Source organism: Curtobacterium sp. VKM Ac-1393 (assembly GCF_015350995.1).
Classification (GTDB): Bacteria; Actinomycetota; Actinomycetes; order Actinomycetales; family Microbacteriaceae; genus Curtobacterium.
Genome location: NZ_JADKRW010000004.1, coordinates 89,767 through 107,929 on the forward strand (window position 1 = coordinate 89,767; position 18,163 = coordinate 107,929).

Here is an 18,163-nt window from a genome sequence, read left to right on the forward strand (position 1 = left end):
GCGTCGGGTCCGCGTCGATCGGCCGCCCTGACCGCCCCCGTTCGGGCCACACGCCCCGACTGGAATACAACGTATCGCATCCGGCGAGCTGCGCGATCGCCGTCCACAGCCGCGCTGATACTCTGCACGCATGATCCAGGGGGACCGGGGCTGTCAGCCCGTTCGACGTCGACGTCCAACAGCACGATCGAGGGGCGACCGGTGAACATCAACCTCTCGCCGGTGCTCATCGCCGTTCTCGTGATGATCGCCATCCCGGCCGTCGTCAGCGCGCTCGTCCGCCAGAGCGACCGGAAGCGACCGCCGTCCACCGTCGTCGGGGACGAGGCGAACGGGGTGCTCTTCACCGTCCGTGCACGCCGGTGGAGCTACCTCCTGCTCCGGATCATCGGGATCGTGTTCATCGTCGTGGGAGGGTTCTTCTTGCTCGTCACGCTGACGCTGCTCGACGAGCCTGACGCGATCGGGATGCTCATCACGGCCGTCGGCCTGGTGCTGTTCGGGACCTTGTTCGTCTACCTCGGCATCGGGCAGAAACGTCGCCGGGTCGAGGCGTACGACGACCAGCTCGTCGTCACACCGATGTTCCGCGCCGCTGGCGCCGTCGGCCCGGGCGCGATCACACGCATCAGTCCGACCACCAACCGGTTCGGTGGACTGGACATCAGGGCGAAGGGCCGGCGAGGCGTGATCAGCGTCCTGGCGATCGATGCCGCCTACCCCGAGCTGTGTGCCTGGCTCGAGCAGCGGGCGCCGGGACCGTGGGGTGAGTTCGCGCGCTGAGCGCGCGCCACCGCCCGACAGTTGGTGCAAATTGGAGCTATTCACCGTCGGACGTCGCACAGACAGCGCCGTGTCGCGGTCCCGCCCAGAACCGTCGCCCCGTTCGTGCGTCGGCAAAGGCGACGCTCGGCCCGTTCCACCGCCGACGATCTACGCGCTATCCGGACACTCTGTGTAGTGGTAGATCGACGGGACCACTTTCACCAGCTTGAGTACGTTCCGCAACTTGAACGAGCCGGCACCGAGTTCGAACCGGTACTCTTCACCCGCGCTCACCGCCGCGGCCACACTCTCCATGGTCGAGCGATCCACCTCACCCCAGAGCAGATTCCCGCAGTCGGTGTGAAAGTTGACTTGAGCCTGCGAAACACCTCTTGACGCATGGATCTCCGCCGCCGCTGAACGAACCCGACAGACGACGTCCACGCGGTGCTGATCGTCGTACCGTCCCAGTAGCCACGGGCCGAATCCGATTGCCATCAGGGGGACCACCACCACACCCATGAGAATGACGATCGCGATCGCGCGGTCACGAAGAACACGAGCACGCGAACCCCGGATGTGCCGCGCAGCCCGTCGGCCGTGCTCCTTGCTGTGTTCTGCACGTTGCACGATCACTCCTGCCTCGTTCGCTCGTATCGGCTGCGCATCGAGAAGCGGACGCCAATCCCCGACTTCATCCTGAGAATGCGACCGCTTCGCTCATCGGGTAAGTTCGCCTCAGCTCAACCGACGAGCCTGCTTCCGAGCGGTCTCGATCAGCTTGACGAAACGGTCCGACCGTTCGACGTCGGGCCTGCCTTCGCTGTCAACGAAGTACTGATCAGAAAGTGACCCAGGACCCGCGCGCAACAATCGCAAGATGTTCTCACGCGTTTTCTCGATCGCAGGCCCCGGTGCGACGACCCTCACCTCCGCCGCGTACTCCGCGAGGGCTGCCGCAGCCTTGCCTTCGGGCAACTCAGCGGTGAGCCGAGCGAGTTCCTCGAGCACCGCAGGCAAGCGGATGATCTCCTGCTGAACAGCACGCTTCAATGATCTCTCCCCTCCTCTCGAAGGTCTCGATGTGAGCGACCGGTAACTCCTGATGCCGACTAGATCGTGCACGCGGAGTTCATGTCTGGGCCATCCCGCCCCCAGGCAGAAAAGGCCCCTTCGAAACCAAGTGGGAGCGTTCCCCATCGACAGCGATTGCCTCCGCGGCTGCTCATCCGAAGTGACGTCAACCGCGGCGCGCTGTCAACTCGCCTTCCGGAATTCCTTCACGAAGACCGCTTGACGCATTGCCTGCAGCAAACCTCGAAGGTTGTACGAACCGGCCCCGATCTGAAATTCGTATCGCTGGCCCGACTCCACCGTCGAGGCGAGCCGGTCTTCATTTGCAGGCGTGACTCCCCACCGGAGAACGAGCGTCCCACAATTCGACGATTCGAACACGACCTGTGACGACGACGTGCCGACTCCTTTCAACGAGTGCGAGGACGCGGTCCCGCTGTGGGCGGACGTCACTGTACAAGTCACAGAGGTCTGGTGGGCCGCATCGTAGGCTTTCAGCGTGAGCGGACCGATGAATATGACGAGCAGAGGGACGAGGACGACAACGGCGAGTACGGAGATGGCCTTGACGCGATCGCGCCGAACCGACCGCGGGCCCTTCGTCCCACTTCTTGTTCTGCTGTCGTTCAAGTCGTCCCCTTTTCGATCCACCGGTGGCTCAATCAGTGCACCTCGACGGTCGGCCCACTCGCGCCCGAGATGGCACCGTTGATGCCGTCCTGGAGGTAGTCGCTCGGGTCCTTGCCCACGATGACGTCGTTTGTCACGGCACCGACCGCGCCCGCAAGGCGGTCGACTGTACCAGTGGCGATCGTGTTCCAGGCAGCAACGTTCGGCGCCAACGCGTGCTCGGGCACGAAGACATGCCGACCCGTCGGGACAGGGAAGCGTGGGGTGATGTGGAGATTGTCCACGACGTAGTCACCGAGCTTCCCCGACCCTGCACTGAACACTGTTCCGGTTCCGAAGCCCACTGCCGCCGTCTGGGCGAAGCCGCCGATCGTCTGGTCCTTGCCGTTCAGCGCGTAGTCAGTCATGTTCGAGGCGGCACCGGACGCTCCTGCGGCCAGGGCAGAACGGCCTGTCGAGCCGAGCAGAGGAGCGGCAGCACGCTGCACAACGTTGGTGGCGACCTGACCCGTCGCCGGAGCCAGCTTCGCGAGGCCGGTCGCAGCGGCTCCTCCCGCTGCGCCACCGGCGGCACCGATGACGGCGTCAACTCCGACCTTGTTCCAGTCCACTGTGCCGTTCTGCACCTTCTGAGTGGCGACTGACACACCGCCGGAGATCAGGGCACCCGAGGCCGCCATGAGGGCGATTCCAGCAGGACCGCCCACGCCGGTGAACATCAAGGCGACACCGACCACGATCGCGGCCCCTGCTACGACGTAATCACCGTATTCGTTCCACCAGCTCCCTACAGCAGCGATCGCACCCTGGTTCGCATCCCGGTACGCCTGCAGGTCCTTGTCCGTCGCCGGTCGCAACCCGAGCGGGTCGACGGCCTGCAACGGGTCGTTGCCCGCGTACGAGTAGGGGTTCCCCGACCACGCCGCACCCAGGATCGGCGCAAGCGGGTCGACCGACAGGAAGCCTCGCGCCGCCGGGTCGTACACACGGGCGCCGAGCCACTCCAGCCCGGCGACGGACACTCCCCCGGAGCCGGTCAGGGACACGCCCGCGGGCAGTCCGAGGTCGGTGACGGCGGCGAGCGCCGCCCAGGGGTCGGCAGCATCGGTGGCACGAGCGCTGCGCCACGCAGGCTGTGTGACGGACTCGCCGATCGCGGTGACCCCACCGGGCAGGTCGAGCAACGACGTGTCGGCGATGCTGATGAGCGACGGCACGACCGCGGCGGAGTCCCACCACGCGGCGACCCCAGCTGCCTCGGCGAGTTCACCGAGGGCATCGACCCAGACATCGAGTCGGCCGGTCTCGGCGTACGAGGCGTCGCGCTCGACGACGGTTGCGAGGTACCCCAGGTCGGACCACGCGTACTCGGTGGTGGATCCGTCAGCGCCGGTCCGTCGGATGCGTCGGCCGAGACCGTCGTGGACGTACTCGATCCGGCCGGCTTCGGTCGTCGTCGCGAGCAGCTGGGCCGCGGCGTCGTACTCGTGTCGGGTCTCGGTGCCGCCGATCACCTCGGCCACGAGTCGGCCACCGTCGTCGTAGGTCCAGGTCGAGTCCCCGGCGCGGACGAGCTGCCCGGCTGCGTCGTACGCGTACGACACCCGCCCGGAGGGTCCGTCGACGGCGGTGATCCGGGCATCGGCGTCGCGCTCGATGCGGGTGGTGGCGGCACCGTCGAGGCTGGTCGAGACGTGGGCGACGAGGGCACCGCCCTCGTACGACCACGACTGCACCAGGTCGCCGGTGGCCGACTGGAGGATCCGACCCGAAGCGTCGTACGAGAAGGAGCCGGCGGCGGCACCGTCACGGTCCACACCCACGACCCGGCCGGCGACGTCGCGTCGGTAGGTGGTCCGCGTGCCGTTCGGGTCGACCCGCGCGGTCCGGTTGCCGTCGGCGTCGTACTCCCACACAACGGACTGGCCACCCCGGGCACGCCGGACGAGCAGCCCCCGACGGTCGCACTGGAGCTCGTGTTCGATCGTGCGTCCGGCGCCACGGCCGTGGTCGGTCACGACGAGCGTGCGGTGGACGGCGTCGCGGGCGATCTCCGACTGCGCCGCACCGTCGACGAGCACGGCCCGCTGCCGACCGGCGGCGTCGTACGTCCACTCGGTGGTGCGGCCGTCGGGATCTGTCTGACGGACCTGGCGCCCGGCCTGGTCGTAGGACGCCGCAGTGGTCCGGCCGAGTGGGTCGGCGACGGCGATCAGACGGTCGGCGGCGTCGTACTCGCGCCGGGTGACCCCGCCCGCGGGGTCGGTGACGGCCACGAGCCGTCCGCGGTCGTCGTACTCGAACGTGGTGACCCCGTCGAGACCGTTGACGACCTGGATCAACTGCCCCGCGGGGTCGTAGCGGAACCGACGACGGCCGAAGCGTGCGTCGTGGCTGGAGACGAGCCTCCCGGCCTGGTCGTACCGGAACCGCGCGGTGCCGGAACCCGGAGTCGTCTGCGTGACCACGCGTCCGACAGCGTCGTACGCGACTTCTTCGACCTCGCCGGTGGGCAGGGTCCGGGCGACGACACGGGAGTCCGCGTCGTAGGTGAGGGTCGTCCGTGCCCCGGCGGCGTCGGTCGCCGCGGCGGGCCGACCGCAGGCGTCGTAATCGTAGGTCGAGCGCGCTCCCGAGGGGGCGACCAGCGCGACGACACGGCCGGCGAGGTCGCGCTCGAGTCGGGTCAGGCCGCCTTCGCCGTCGACCAGCTCGACGGGTCGGCCGGCGGCGTCGTAGGTGATGAGTTCGGAACCGGTGTCGTCAGAGGTCGATTCGACGGGTCGGCCGTACTCGTCGAACCGGACGGTCGCCGAGTCGAAGGCGTCACGCAGGGTCGCGACGCCGGTCGCGACGTCGTCCGAGAACTCCCGGCGGACGCCCGTCGGGTCGACGGTCGCCGTCAGCTCGCCGACGACGTCGTACTCACGACGCCAGGTCGCGCCCGCTGGGTCGGTGACGGCCTGGAGGCGCGACAAGGCGTCGTGCGCGAACGTCCAGACCGCGCCGCCCGGCAGTGCGAGCTCCGCCAGGTTCCCCTGGTCGTCGAACGTCCGCGAGACACGCCGACCCAGCGGATCGGTGGTCGTCGCCAGTTCGCCGTTCGGTGCGTACTCGAAGGCCGTGCGGGCTCCGAGTGGGTCCGTGATCGCGGCGATGCGGGCGCCCGGGGTGTACTCGAAGCGCCAGACCGCACCGTCGGCGTCATGGCGTGCGACGAGCAGCCCGGCGGCGTCGTAGCGGTACTCGCTCCGTGCGCCGGAGGGGCTGACCGCGGCGACCGGGCGGCCGGCGGCATCACGCTCGATCCGAGCGGTGTCGCCGACGGCGTTCGTGGTCGCGACGAGCTCGCCGAACGCGTCGTGGTCGAGGGTCAGGACCACACCGGTCGGGTCGACGACGTGGGTGAGGGCGCCGTCCTGCCAGGTCAGCTCCGTCCGGCCGCCGACCGGGTCGGTGATCACCGACGGGTCGCGGTCGTCGCCCGCGTACTCGGAGGTGACGACGGCACCGGCCTCGGTGACGACGGTCGTGACGCGGTCCTGCTCGTCGTACCCGAAGGTCAGGTCGCCGCCGGACGGCGTGACGGTACGGGTCTTCCGGCCGCGGTCGTCGTACGCGTGCACGGTGACGGACCCGTCGCGCTCGGTCGCCGACACCAGGTTGCCGTACCGGTCGTAGCTCATCGACTGGCGTCGGTCGTCGGAGTCGATGACCCCGACCAGACGCCCCTTGGCATCGGCGATGTAGGAGTTCGACCGCGACCCGTCGTGGTCGGACACCACCGTGACCCGGCCGGGCAGGTAGGCGAAGCGCACCGTGCGGCCGTGTGGACTGACCTGCTCGGCCACGCGGCGCTGGTCGTCGTAGGTGTTGTCGACCTCGACGACACCGGACGCGCTCGTGACCGTCGTGATGAGGTCGTCGTCGTTCCAGCCGTAGCGCCGGGTGCCGACGGCGTCGGTCGCCGAGACGAGGCGGCCCCGGTCGTCGTACCCGTACTCGACCCGGCGGCCGTCGGACGCGCGGAGGACCGCGACCCGGCCCTCGACGTGGTCGACGTCGATCGAGCGGCCTCGTTCGTGCACCAGACGGACGACGACGTCGTCGCTGTCCCGTTCGACACGGACCGCCGTGCCGGCACCGCCGCGCTGTCCGAGCCACTGGCCCGACGGCGAGAACTCGATGCGCTCGCCCTGGTTGTCACGGACGACGAGCCGGTCGCCCTCGACCGAGAGCCAGCGGTTCTCACCGACTCCGCGCGCCCAGCCCTCGCCGTCGCGCGGGAACCGGACCTGACGACCGTCGGCGCCGACGAAGGATGCGCCCTCGTCGTCGAGGAGCAGCCGGGTCTCGAGGATCGATGCCCAGCCCGGGCCGAAGAGCCCGAGGTGCTGGTCGAGGGAGTTGTACATGCGGGTGACCTGCAGTGCCGCGGATGCACCGGTGAACCCGAGGTCGAGCTCGGGCTCGAGGAAGTTGCCCGTCGTGGTGTTGACCGGGTCCATGGAGTAGCCGGTCGTCGGCTGGGCACCGTAGGCCGACGGCGGATCGAACTGCAGGTCGGTTCGGGACTGCGAGACCCCGGCGGCAGCCAGGGCTGCGGCGAGCGCCGAGTCCGCGACGGTGGAGACCGATCCCTCACCCCCGGCAGCAGCGAACGCGTCGGCGATGGTGTTCGCCCACGTGACGTCCTGCTCGTTGGCGGCGAGCCACTTGTCGAACGCCGACACGAGCCCGTCGGCGTTGATCGTGCCCCACGAGCACTTCGTCGCGAAGTCGTCGAGCTTGCCGCGGAGCCCCGCGGGCTTGCCGGCGAGGTCGCTGTTGAGCGAGGCCGATCCGGTGGCGAAGGAACGCAGGTCCTCCGGCTTCGCCGACGACGTCCCGCCACCACCGCCGCCACCGGCGCCGGGGTTGGGCGTCTGACGCGTCGTCGACTTCGCACTGGCAGGCGCGAAGGTCGGAGCATCCTCGTGCTTGACCTCGGGCGGGTTGTCGTTGCCGCTGGCCCAGTCGACGGCGACCTCGATGAAGTTGCGGTTCTCGTGGTGTTCGTACCAGTCGCTCGCCGTCTTGCGGCGAGCGTTCTCGCTCTTGGCGGCTGCCTTCATCTGGTCGACCCACCCCGCGACGGTGCGCAGGTTCGTGGCGATGTCCTCGGCGTCGCTCTTCGCGGTGCCGGCGTTCTCGGCGAAGAGCTCGGAGAAGTGCCCGCGGAACTCCTGCGATGCGGTGGTGACGTAGGACTGCCGCGAGCCGGCCTGTCCCTCGATCGATTCGGCCGCGCCGTTCAGCGCCGTGCTGAGTGCGTCGGCCGTCGCGTTGTCGAACTCGACCGGCTCATTGCCGTGCAGGTCAGCCATGGTTCATCCCCCGAAGTCGTACTGATCGTGCTGGTGACGCGGCCCCACCGACCGCGAACGCCCGGACCGCCGCGAGTGCGACGGTCCGGGCGGAACGAGTGTGGCTGCTTACGCGCCGCCACCCGCGGTGAAGATGTCCTGCGAGATCTTGTCGAGCTGTGTGCGGAGCTGCTCGAGTTCGGTCTTCGCCTTGTCCAGCGCCGCCTTGGTCTCGGGCCAGGTGGACCCGCGGAAGGTCGAGGCGAGCGGGCCGTCCCAGACGTTGGAGTCGGACAGGATCCGGCCCTGGGCGTCGAGCTGCGAGATCTGGTCGGTGAAACCGCCGTTGATGATCGACTGGACCTGACGGATGGCGGTCTTGGCCTGCTCGGTCGAAAGGACACGCGACATGATGAACCTCTTTCATTCGTAGCTGCACCCCCGCGCAGTGGAATCCCCCCGGAGGCTCTGACAGGACCCACCATACCCACAATCCGGCGCAGATGTCACCGTTCGTATATCGTGATCGTTCCTCCAGATACGCTCCGTTCACCGCGGGTTTCCACAGGCGACACCGGAGCCCCTCCGACCATGGGAGCCGGGTGGCAGGATGTGGACATGGACACCGAACCGCAGCTCGACGGCGAATCCGTCGCACCCGACCTCGACGACTTCGACGAGGTCGTCGAGATCGAGCACGAGTCGCTGCCGTCGGACCGCTACTTCGACCGAGAGCTGAGCTGGCTGCGCTTCAACCAGCGGGTGCTCGAACTGGGCGAGGACCGCACGCAGCCCCTGCTCGAGCGGGCGAACTTCCTCGCGATCTTCGCGTCCAACCTCGACGAGTTCTTCATGGTCCGGGTCGCCGGGCTCAAGCGCCGCATCGACACCGGCATCGCCGTGCCGACCAACGTCGGCCGCGCACCGAGCGACGTCCTGCGCGACATCGCCAAGAAGGCCCACGAGCTGCAGGACCGCCACGCCCAGGCGTTCATCGGCTCGCTCAAGCCCGACCTCGACGCAGCCGGCATCCACATCGAGCACTGGTCCGACCTCGACGAGGCCGACCGGCTGCGGATGCGCGAGTACTTCAACGAGCAGATCTTCCCGGTGCTCATGCCGCTGGCCGTCGACCCGGCGCATCCGTTCCCCTACATCTCCGGGCTCTCGCTCAACCTGGCGGTCCGGGTCCGCAACCCGAAGTCGCAGCGTCAGGAGTTCGCGCGCCTCAAGGTGCCGCAGAACTTCTCCCGCTTCATCAAGCTGCCGGACGACAACTCCGGCCGGATGCGGTTCATCCCGCTCGAAGACCTCATCGCGAACCACCTCGACGACCTGTTCCCGGGGATGGAGGTGCTCGAGCACCACGTGTTCCGGGTCACCCGCAACGAGGACGTCGAGATCGAGGAGGACGAGGCCGAGAACCTCATCCAGGCCCTCGAACGCGAACTGCTGCGCCGCCGGTTCGGTCCGCCCATCCGCCTCGAGATCACCGAGGACATGGACCCGGTGACCCTCGACCTGCTCGTCCGCGAGCTCGACATCACCGAGCAAGAGGTCTTCCGGCTGCCGTCGCCGCTCGACCTCGGCGGCCTGTTCGAGATCTCGAAGATCAACCGTCCGGACCTGCACTACCCGAAGCACGTGCCGACGACCCCGGTGCAGTTCCAGCCCGGCGAACCGAACACGAAGCCCGACCTGTTCCGCGCGATCAAGGCGAATGACGTCCTCGTGCACCACCCGTACGAGTCCTTCGCGACGAGCGTGCAGGCGTTCCTCGAGCAGGCCGCCGCCGACCCGCACGTGCTCGCGATCAAGCAGACGCTTTACCGCACCTCTGGTGACAGCCCCATCGTCGAGGCCTTGATCGACGCCGCGGCGGCCGGCAAGCAGGTCCTGGCCCTCGTCGAGATCAAGGCGCGCTTCGACGAGCAGAACAACATCACGTGGGCCCGCAAGCTCGAGAAGGCCGGCGTGCACGTCGTCTACGGCCTGGTCGGGCTGAAGACCCACTCCAAGCTCGTCCTCGTCATCCGGCAAGAGGGCGGCACGCTCAAGCACTACAGCCACATCGGCACGGGCAACTACAACCCGAAGACCTCGCGGATCTACGAGGACATGGGCCTGTTCACGTCGGACGACACCGTGGGCAAGGACCTCACGCGCCTGTTCAACGAGCTGTCCGGCTACGCGATCGAGAAGAAGTTCAAGCGGCTGCTCGTCGCGCCGTTGCACCTGCGCAAGGGCCTGCTCAAGCGGATCCAGACCGAGGCCGACAACGCCCGCGCCGGCAAGCCCTCCGGCATCCGGATCAAGGTCAACTCGATGGTCGACGAACAGATCATCGACGCGCTGTACCTGGCCAGCCAGGCCGGCGTGCCGGTCGATGTGTGGGTCCGCGGCATCTGCTCGCTCAAGCCGGGCATGGAGGGTGTCAGCGACACCATCCGGGTGCGGAGCATCGTCGGCAGGTACCTCGAGCACTCACGTGCGTTCGCGTTCCACAACGAGGGCGACCCGGCCGTGTTCATCGGCAGCGCCGACATGATGCACCGCAACCTCGACCGTCGCGTCGAAGCGCTCGTGCGGCTGACGGCGCCGGACCACATCACCGAGGTGCTCGACATGTTCGACCTGGCGATGGCCGACACCGCGAGTTCGTGGCACCTCGAGTCCGACGGCGAGTGGACGCGGCACTCGACCGACGATGACGGCCGCCCGCTCGAAGACGTGCAGAATGTGACCATGCGGAAGATCTCGGCTCGGAAGCGCTCCACTCGGTGAGCGGCGGTCCCTCGGGCCCCGTCCTCGCCGCCGGCGCAGTCGTCTGGCGCGAACAGGACGGCACGCCCCTCGTGCTGCTCATCCACCGCGACCACCACAAGGACGTCTCCCTGCCCAAGGGGAAGGTCGACCCGGGCGAGGCCGTCCCGACGACCGCCGTGCGCGAGATCGACGAGGAGACCGGGTACCGCGTGCACCTCGGCGCCCCGCTCGGCACCGCGGAGTACGTGCTGCCGAACGGTCGCGACAAGGTCGTGCACTACTGGGCCGCCCGCGTCTCGTCGAAGGAGTACGCCAGAGCCGGTGACTTCACCCCGAACCACGAGGTCGCCGCGCTCGAGTGGGTCACGATCGACGACGCCCGCAACCGCCTGACGTACGAGCGCGACGTGGCGATCCTCGACCGGTTCGCCGCGCGTGCCGCCGCCGGCCACCATCGGACGTTCGCCCTGATCGCCCTGCGGCACGCGAAGACCGTGCCAGGCTCGGACTGGAACGGCCCGGACGCCACCCGCCCGCTCCTGCCCGTCGGTCGTTCGCAGGCCAAGGCAGCAGCATCGCCCGTCGCCGCGTTCGGCCCGAAGAAGATCGTCAGCAGCACGGCGGCACGGTGCCTCGCGACCGTCGAACCGCTGTCGGCCACGACGAAGCTCGGCGTCTCGAGCACCGCCGACATCAGCCAGGACGCCCACGACCGCGGCGCCGCCGACGTCAAGGGCGTCGTGCGCCGCCGGCTCGACAAGGGCAAGAGCGCAGTGCTGTGCTCGCACGGCCCGGTGCTCCCCGACATCATCGCCCGGATCGCCACCGCGACCGCCGACGAGTCCGGCCGGTTCGACCTGCGCCGCGCCGCGATGCTGTCGGTCGGTGACTTCTCGGTCATGCACATCGCCGGCGAGACCCTCGTCGCCGTCGAGACGCACCGCAACACGATCCCGGCATAGCGACCGCACGCCCTGCACCCGGCCACGCGCCGGGCGTGCGCCGTGCCCGCAGAACGTGATCCGGGCCTCCCGGCCAGCGCCCTTCGGAACATGCATCTGCATCTTCCGCGCGCACGCACAATGCTCCCGATCCTGCTCCCCGCGCAGAGGCGGCGCACGCCGCCCCGTCCAGGACAACCCCTCGTTCACCTCCCGTTCACCAACGCGCGTGATCCCCGTCACCTCGCGTCCCTACAGTCGCTCCCGGGTCGGCACCGGCCCAGGGACCGCAGTGGTCCCACTGCATTCCATTCCCGAAGGGACCCCTGTGAACATCAAGCGAATCGGTTCGATCGCAGCAATCGCGATCGCCGGCGCCGTCGTGCTCTCCTCCTGCGCGGCGAACGAGGACGCGGGCAGCACCGAGTCCTCCTCGAGCAACACCGGCTCCTCGAGCCTCACCGGCACCCTGACCGGCTCCGGCTCGTCCGCCCAGCAGACCGCGCAGGCCACCTGGGCCGCCGGTTTCCAGGACGTCGCCAAGGGCGTCACGGTGAACTACTCGCCCGACGGCTCGGGCGCTGGTCGCAAGAACTTCATCTCGGGCGCCGCGGACTTCGCCGGCTCCGATGCAGCACTGAACGACGAGGAGCTCTCGGGCTCCTTCGACCTGTGCAAGGCCGACACCAAGGCCATCGACATCCCGGTCTACATCTCCCCGATCGCGATCGCCTACAAGGTCGACGGCGTCAGCGACCTGACCCTCGACGCGAAGACCATCGCGGGCATCTTCTCGGGCAAGATCACCAAGTGGAACGACTCGGAGATCGCCGCCCTGAACAAGGACGCGAAGCTGCCGTCCGCGAACATCACGGTCGTGCACCGCTCCGACGACTCGGGCACCACGCAGAACTTCTCGGAGTACCTCTCGGCGAACGCCGGTGACGTCTGGACCGAAGCGCCGAGCCAGACCTTCCCGTACTCCGTGGGCGACAGCGCCAAGGGCGGCTCGGGTGTGGCCTCCGCGATGGGCAGCGCCACCAACGCGATCACCTACATCGACGACTCCGGTGCGGGCGACCTCGACAAGGCGAAGCTCATGGTCGGCGACAAGGCCACCGAGATCTCCGCCGACGGCGCCGCACAGGTCGTCGCCGACTCGAAGGTCGCCACCGGCCGCGAGGACAACGACCTCGCGATCGACATCGACCGCAAGGACACCGCTGACGGCGCCTGGCCGCTCGTCCTCGTCTCCTACGCCATCGCGTGCCAGGAGTACAAGGACTCCGACAAGGCCGACCTGGTCAAGGGCTTCCTGAACTACGTCGTCTCCGGCGACGCACAGGACGCCGCGGCGAAGGAGGCCAAGTCGGCCGCCCTGTCGTCCGACCTGGCGAAGAAGGCCGCAGCAGCGGTCGACTCCATCAAGTAGCACTCCTCGAGCGCCCGGACGCCGGTCCCACCCACACGACCGGCGTCCGGGCTCTTCGCCCGTCCGGGCGCCCCGCACCACGCACCACCCCCGAACCCGTCGCCTCCCCCGGCGTTCCTCCGACAGGAGTCCCATGACGACCGCACCGGCCCAGCCAGGGGCCACCGTCACCCCGACCAAGCCGAAGGCCGTCGTCCGCGTCGGCGACCGGGTCTTCTCCGCCGCATCGGTCATCGCCGGCGGACTCATCCTCTTCGTGCTCGTGCTCGTCGCAGCCTTCCTCGTCTGGCAGAGCATCCCGGCGTTCTCCGCCAAGGTCGGTGAGCTGCCGAACAACGCCACCAACTTCTGGGACTACGTCGGCCCCCTGGTCTTCGGCACCGTCTGGTCCGCGCTCATCGCGCTCGTGATCTCCGTGCCGCTCGCCCTCGGGATCGCGCTGTTCATCTCGCACTACGCACCGCGGCGACTCGCCCCGGTGCTCGGCTACGTCATCGACCTGCTCGCCGCGGTGCCGTCGGTCGTCTACGGCCTCTGGGGCATCGTGGTCCTGGCGCCGTTCGTGAAGCCGTTCTACGGCTTCCTGAACGAGTACCTCGGCTGGTTCCCGCTCTTCTCCGGCCAGGTCTCCGGTACCGGCCGCACCATCCTGACCGCGTCGATCGTGCTCGCCGTGATGGCGATCCCGATCATGACGGCCGTGATGCGCGAGATCTTCCTGCAGGCCCCGACGCTCAACGAAGAGGCCGCCCTGGCCCTCGGCGCGACGCGCTGGGAGATGATCCGCCTGTCGGTGCTGCCGTTCGCCAAGTCCGGCATCGTGTCCGCGATCATGCTCGGGCTCGGACGTGCCCTCGGCGAGACGATGGCGATCGCCCTGGTGCTGTCGGTGTCGACGAACGTCACCTTCCAGATGCTGACCTCGCAGAACCCCTCCACGATCGCGGCGAACATCGCGCTGCAGTTCGCCGAGGCATCGGGGACCGCCCTGAACGCCCTGATCGCGTCGGGTCTGATCCTGTTCGTCATCACCCTGGTCATCAACATGCTCGCGCGGTACATCGTCCGCACGCGAGTCAGCTGAGAGGTCCACCCGATGTCCCTCGCTCTCCGTCAGACCGGCACCGCCGGCAACGTCTACGCCAACGGCAAGCTGCACCGCTCGGTGCCGTGGCTGCTGCTGGTCGGCAGCTGGGTCGCCCTGGTGGCCGTGTTCGCCCTGCTCAACGCCGGTGGCTCGGTCAAGGACTTCAACGTCGTCGCCGCGCTGTTCCTCGGCACGGTCCTGTTCGACGTCCTCATCGTGGTCGTCTCGCGCATCGTCGAGGGTGGCCGCCAGGCAGTCGACCGGCTGATCACCTCGCTCGTCATCACCGCGTTCGTCGTCGCGGTCCTGCCGCTGGTGTCGCTGCTCTGGACCGTCCTGGCCGACGGTCTCGCCCGCTTCGACGCGAACTTCTTCTCGTACTCGATGCGCGGCGTGATCTCCGAGGGCGGCGGCGCGGTCCACGCCCTGGTCGGCACGCTCGAGATCACCCTGTTCGCCGCGCTCATCTCGGTGCCGATCGGTCTGCTCACCTCGATCTACCTGGTCGAGTACGGCCGCGGTGCACTGGCCAAGGGCATCACGTTCTTCGTCGACGTCATGACGGGCATCCCGTCCATCGTGGCCGGCCTGTTCGCCTACTCGCTCTTCGCCCTGTTCCTCGGCCCCGGCGCCCGCTTCGGCCTCGTCGGCTCGGTCGCCCTGTCGGTACTGATGATCCCGATCGTCGTGCGCTCCACCGAAGAGGTGCTGAAGATCGTGCCGATGGAACTCCGCGAAGCGTCCTACGCCCTCGGGGTGCCGAAGTACCTCACGATCCTCAAGGTCGTGCTCCCCACGTCGCTCGCCGGCATCACCACCGGCGTCATGCTCTCCATCGCCCGCGTCATCGGCGAGACGGCACCACTGCTCGTCACGGCCGGGTTCACCGCGAGCATGAACTACGACCTGTTCCGCGACCCGATGATGACCCTGCCGGTGTACGCGTACACGCAGTACTCGCAGCAGGGCGCCAACCCGATGCCGTTCATCGACCGTGCCTGGACCGCAGCCCTGGTGCTCATCCTCATCGTGATGGCCCTCAACCTGCTCGCCCGGTTCGTCACCCGACTCTTCGCCCCCAAGCTCTCGCGCTAGCGAATCCGCTTCCCCACCCACAAGAAGGATCAACGTGTCCAAGCGCATCGAGGTCGACGGCCTCAACGTCTACTACTCGAAGTTCAAGGCGGTCGAGGGTGTCGACATCACCATCGAACCCCGCACCGTCACGGCCTTCATCGGCCCGTCGGGCTGCGGCAAGTCCACCTTCCTCCGCACCCTGAACCGCATGCACGAGGTCATCCCCGGCGCATGGGTCGAGGGCTCGGTCAAGATCGACGGCGACGACCTGTATGGTGCCGGCGTCGACCCCGTGCTCGTCCGTCGACAGGTCGGCATGGTCTTCCAGCGTCCGAACCCGTTCCCGACGATGTCCATCAAGGACAACGTGCTCGCGGGCGTGAAGCTCAACAACAAGCGCGTCTCGAAGTCCGAGGCGGACGACATCGTCGAGCGGTCCCTGCAGGGCGCGAACCTGTGGAACGAGGTCAAGGACCGCCTCGACAAGCCCGGCATGGGCCTGTCCGGTGGGCAGCAGCAGCGTCTCTGCATCGCCCGCGCCATCGCGGTGCAGCCGGACGTGCTCCTGATGGACGAGCCCTGCTCGGCGCTCGACCCCATCTCGACCCTGGCCATCGAGGACCTGATCGGCGAGCTCAAGAAGGAGTTCACGATCGTCATCGTCACGCACAACATGCAGCAGGCGTCGCGCGTCAGCGACAGGACGGCCTTCTTCAACATCGCGGGCACCGGTGCGCCGGGCAAGCTCATCGAGTTCGACGACACCGCCACGATCTTCTCGAACCCGTCCGTCCAGGCCACCGAGGACTACGTCTCGGGTCGCTTCGGTTGATCGCTGTCCGTCCGTCGTGCTGACGGACGACCGGGAGGCCCGGTGCACGTCCGCCACGGACGCGCACCGGGCCTTCGTGGTTGCGCCGGCCGCGGGGCGGGCGTGGGGCGGGCGTGGGGCGGGCGCGCCGACTCGGAACGACAGTCGCGACGTCGTGCGACGTCGACCTCGTCGCTCGTTGCAGGCGCTTCCCGTTGCAGGCGCGCAAGAACGACGAAACCGCTGTCGTGTGACAGCGGTTTCGTCGTTCTGCGTCGGAGCCCGGCCCGAGCGGATCAGACCGAGGTGGTCGGCACCGCCATGATCGGCGTCGTCGTCGGCTGCTTCGAACCACCGGCGGGCTCGACGGTCATGCCGATCGTCGCACCGTCGGACATCGAGCCCTCCAGCACGGCGGAGTGCACACCGTCGGCAGCCCCGTCGACCAGGCCGGCCGACTTGATGGTGCCGCCCTCGTTCTCGGAGCCGATGTACCAGAGCTCGTACGTCTTGCCCTTCGGCGCCTGGGCGACACCGTCGAGGATCACCGCGGACTTGCCGAGGTCGCTCGACCACACGACCGTGGCCGTGCCGCCGCCCTCGACCTTGGTCGTGCTGCGCTGGAAGTCCGACGCGGCGTAGATGCGGTCGAGGCCACTGGAGGCCTGCGTCGTACCGGTGCCCGGTCCGTCAGCCGGACCGTTCACGGCGCCGACACCGAGGCCGACGCCCATGAACACCACGGCCACCGCAGCGGCACTGGCGAGCATGGCCGCCGGACGCTGGAACCAGCGGCGGCGGGCCTCACCGGAAGCCCGGCCACCGGCGGTGGAGCCGTCGGCGATCGAGGCGACGTGCCTGGCGGGCTCGGGACGGGCCTCCTGGACGGAAGCGGTCTCGGCGACCGGGGTCTCGTCGACGGTCGTGTCGGCCAGTGGTGCAGCCTGCGGGGTCGTCGCGATCTGGGCCAGCAGCGATGCCCGGAGGGACGTCGGCGGCTCGATCGGAGCGGCGGCGAAGGCGAGCTGCAGCGCGGTCTCGCGCAGCGAGTCGGCCTCGGCCTGGAGTTCTGGGGACGTCGTGAGGACGTCCTCGAGGAGCTGGCGCTCGTCATCGGACAGTGCGTCGACTGCGTAGGAGCCCGTCAACAGGGCCAGGTCGTCGTATCGGTCGTTCATGAGGTCACCCCCATCTCGTCTCGGAGTCGGATCATCCCGTCACGGAGACGGGTCTTGACGGTGCCGATGGGGACACCGAGTTGTTCGGCCATCTCGCTGTGCGAGAAGCCTCCGTAGTACGCGAGCTGCACGGCCTGCCGTTGGAACTCGGTCAGCTTGCCGAGGGCCCGGCCGACCCGTTCGTGCTCGATGCGGATCTCGACCGACTCGGACACCTGGTCGAAACCGGCCTCGAGGTCGCGGATGCCGATCTTGGTGTCGCGGTCGTGCGATGCCTGCGAGGCCCGGACCCGGTCCACCGCTCGGCGGTGCGCCATGGTGAGGACCCAGCTGGAGGCGGTTCCGCGCTTCCGGTCGAATCGGGTGGCCTGCTGCCAGACTTCGAGGAAGACCTCTTGCGTGACCTCTTCGGACTGGGCGCGATCCCGCAGGAGACGCGTCACGAGTCCGAGGACCCGGCCGGAGAGGACGTCGTAGAGGTCCGCGAAGGCGGCCTGGTCACCGGAGGCAACCCGCGCCAAGAGGTCGTCCGGCGATGCCTGAGCCGGCTCTGACGAGCTCCAGCGTTCGGTGTCGCTATCCACGAGGGCAAGCATTGCAGGTTTCCCTCCTTCCGGGTGCGTCGGCGGCCGGTTGTGGCCGTTCTGTCAGGGGCGGTGCTGGTGATGCCGTGCGGTGCTTCGAGACGAGAGGCCGGCGTGACCCACAGGGAATTGACCGGCTGACGCCGATCCGGGTCACGCCGGGCCTCTCGCGTTCGTGACGGTCATCAAGTCCGTCACGCTGATGATTCGGCGCGGGGCCCGTGATGGATTGGATCAGTCGCCGAGAACTTGTGGGCGGGTCGTCGCCGGACTGGCACGCCCGGGTCCGGTTCTGTCCACCGAGAGTGAACAGGGCAGCGGACACAGCTCGCGTCTCGTAGACTGAGCCTCGCCGGGCCGCAGCAAGCCCCGGGCTCCAAAATTCGCCGCTTCGAGCGGCCTCGCGCCGAGAGGCGCTTCTGCGGCCCGGTTTTTCTGTGCCCGGTTCGCCTGTGTCCGGTTTGTCGGTGCGC

At 68.5% G+C, this 18,163-nt stretch carries 13 protein-coding genes; 7 read left to right on the forward strand and 6 right to left on the reverse strand.

The features are described 5' to 3' along the window. Positions 1–201 precede the first annotated feature (201 nt). Complete coding sequence (locus ITJ59_RS09925; RefSeq protein ID WP_194650966.1) at positions 202–783, forward strand: hypothetical protein; 582 nt, start codon at positions 202–204, stop codon at positions 781–783. A gap of 150 nt (positions 784–933) precedes the next feature. On the opposite strand, the gene ITJ59_RS09930 is transcribed toward ITJ59_RS09925, so the two are convergent. The 4 genes from ITJ59_RS09930 to ITJ59_RS09945 form a co-directional block, all read right to left on the reverse strand. Beyond that, entirely contained in the window at positions 934–1,395 is a 462-nt protein-coding gene (locus tag ITJ59_RS09930) for a hypothetical protein (protein WP_194650967.1), read from the reverse strand. A 108-nt stretch (positions 1,396–1,503) separates the two neighbouring features. Further along, positions 1,504–1,818, reverse strand: coding sequence for a hypothetical protein (locus tag ITJ59_RS09935; protein WP_194650968.1), 315 nt, complete (start codon positions 1,816–1,818; stop codon positions 1,504–1,506). 683 nt (positions 1,819–2,501) lie between these two features. Continuing rightward, on the reverse strand, positions 2,502–7,835 hold the full coding sequence (locus tag ITJ59_RS09940; RefSeq protein ID WP_194650969.1) for a DUF6531 domain-containing protein: 5,334 nt from the start codon (positions 7,833–7,835) through the stop codon (positions 2,502–2,504). Between the two features lie 108 nt (positions 7,836–7,943). Beyond that, a complete protein-coding gene (locus tag ITJ59_RS09945; RefSeq protein ID WP_194650970.1) occupies positions 7,944–8,225 on the reverse strand; it encodes a pyrophosphorylase in 282 nt (93 codons plus the stop codon). Between the two features lie 207 nt (positions 8,226–8,432). Here ITJ59_RS09945 and ITJ59_RS09950 point away from each other — a divergent pair, with 207 nt between their 5' ends. The 6 genes from ITJ59_RS09950 to pstB all read left to right on the forward strand — a co-directional run bounded on the left by ITJ59_RS09950 (position 8,433) and on the right by pstB (position 15,949). Beyond that, on the forward strand, positions 8,433–10,598 hold the full coding sequence (locus ITJ59_RS09950; RefSeq protein ID WP_194650971.1) for an RNA degradosome polyphosphate kinase: 2,166 nt from the start codon (positions 8,433–8,435) through the stop codon (positions 10,596–10,598). Next, complete coding sequence (locus tag ITJ59_RS19615) at positions 10,595–11,542, forward strand: NUDIX hydrolase (RefSeq protein ID WP_194650972.1); 948 nt, start codon at positions 10,595–10,597, stop codon at positions 11,540–11,542. Before ITJ59_RS09950 ends, ITJ59_RS19615 begins: the two co-directional genes overlap by 4 nt. A 307-nt stretch (positions 11,543–11,849) precedes the next feature. After that, on the forward strand, positions 11,850–12,953 hold the full coding sequence (gene pstS / locus ITJ59_RS09960; RefSeq protein ID WP_194650973.1) for a phosphate ABC transporter substrate-binding protein PstS: 1,104 nt from the start codon (positions 11,850–11,852) through the stop codon (positions 12,951–12,953). A 133-nt stretch (positions 12,954–13,086) separates the two neighbouring features. Continuing rightward, positions 13,087–14,037 carry a phosphate ABC transporter permease subunit PstC gene (gene pstC / locus ITJ59_RS09965; RefSeq protein WP_194650974.1) on the forward strand — a complete coding sequence of 317 codons (951 nt, stop codon included), beginning with the start codon at positions 13,087–13,089 and terminating at the stop codon, positions 14,035–14,037. Positions 14,038–14,049: 12 nt separating this feature from the next. Continuing rightward, the gene (gene pstA / locus ITJ59_RS09970) at positions 14,050–15,135 is read left to right on the forward strand and encodes a phosphate ABC transporter permease PstA (protein ID WP_194650975.1); all 1,086 of its coding nucleotides are present in this window, start codon (positions 14,050–14,052) and stop codon (positions 15,133–15,135) included. A 34-nt stretch (positions 15,136–15,169) separates the two neighbouring features. After that, positions 15,170–15,949, forward strand: a complete 780-nt coding sequence (gene pstB, locus ITJ59_RS09975; protein ID WP_194650976.1) for a phosphate ABC transporter ATP-binding protein PstB — start codon at positions 15,170–15,172, stop codon at positions 15,947–15,949. A 275-nt stretch (positions 15,950–16,224) separates the two neighbouring features. Here pstB and ITJ59_RS09980 read toward each other — a convergent pair whose 3' ends face one another. After that, the gene (locus tag ITJ59_RS09980) at positions 16,225–17,106 is read right to left on the reverse strand and encodes an anti-sigma factor domain-containing protein (protein WP_194650977.1); all 882 of its coding nucleotides are present in this window, start codon (positions 17,104–17,106) and stop codon (positions 16,225–16,227) included. After that, positions 17,103–17,702: an ECF RNA polymerase sigma factor SigK gene (gene sigK / locus ITJ59_RS09985; protein WP_194650978.1), complete on the reverse strand. Its 600-nt coding sequence runs from the start codon at positions 17,700–17,702 to the stop codon at positions 17,103–17,105. The genes ITJ59_RS09980 and sigK overlap by 4 nt, the downstream gene beginning before the upstream one ends. Between the last annotated feature and the right edge of the window lie 461 nt (positions 17,703–18,163).

What these genes read in the sequence shown, in the direction of transcription:
- ITJ59_RS09950 (WP_194650971.1), top strand. Translation starts at nt 8,433, where the DNA reads ATGGACACCGAACCGCAGCTCGACGGCGAATCCGTCGCACCCGACCTC.
- ITJ59_RS09980 (WP_194650977.1), bottom strand. Translation starts at nt 17,106, where the DNA reads ATGAACGACCGATACGACGACCTGGCCCTGTTGACGGGCTCCTACGCA.
- pstC (WP_194650974.1), top strand. Translation starts at nt 13,087, where the DNA reads ATGACGACCGCACCGGCCCAGCCAGGGGCCACCGTCACCCCGACCAAG.
- sigK (WP_194650978.1), bottom strand. Translation starts at nt 17,702, where the DNA reads ATGCTTGCCCTCGTGGATAGCGACACCGAACGCTGGAGCTCGTCAGAG.
- ITJ59_RS09945 (WP_194650970.1), bottom strand. Translation starts at nt 8,225, where the DNA reads ATGTCGCGTGTCCTTTCGACCGAGCAGGCCAAGACCGCCATCCGTCAG.
- pstA (WP_194650975.1), top strand. Translation starts at nt 14,050, where the DNA reads ATGTCCCTCGCTCTCCGTCAGACCGGCACCGCCGGCAACGTCTACGCC.
- ITJ59_RS09940 (WP_194650969.1), bottom strand. Translation starts at nt 7,835, where the DNA reads ATGGCTGACCTGCACGGCAATGAGCCGGTCGAGTTCGACAACGCGACG.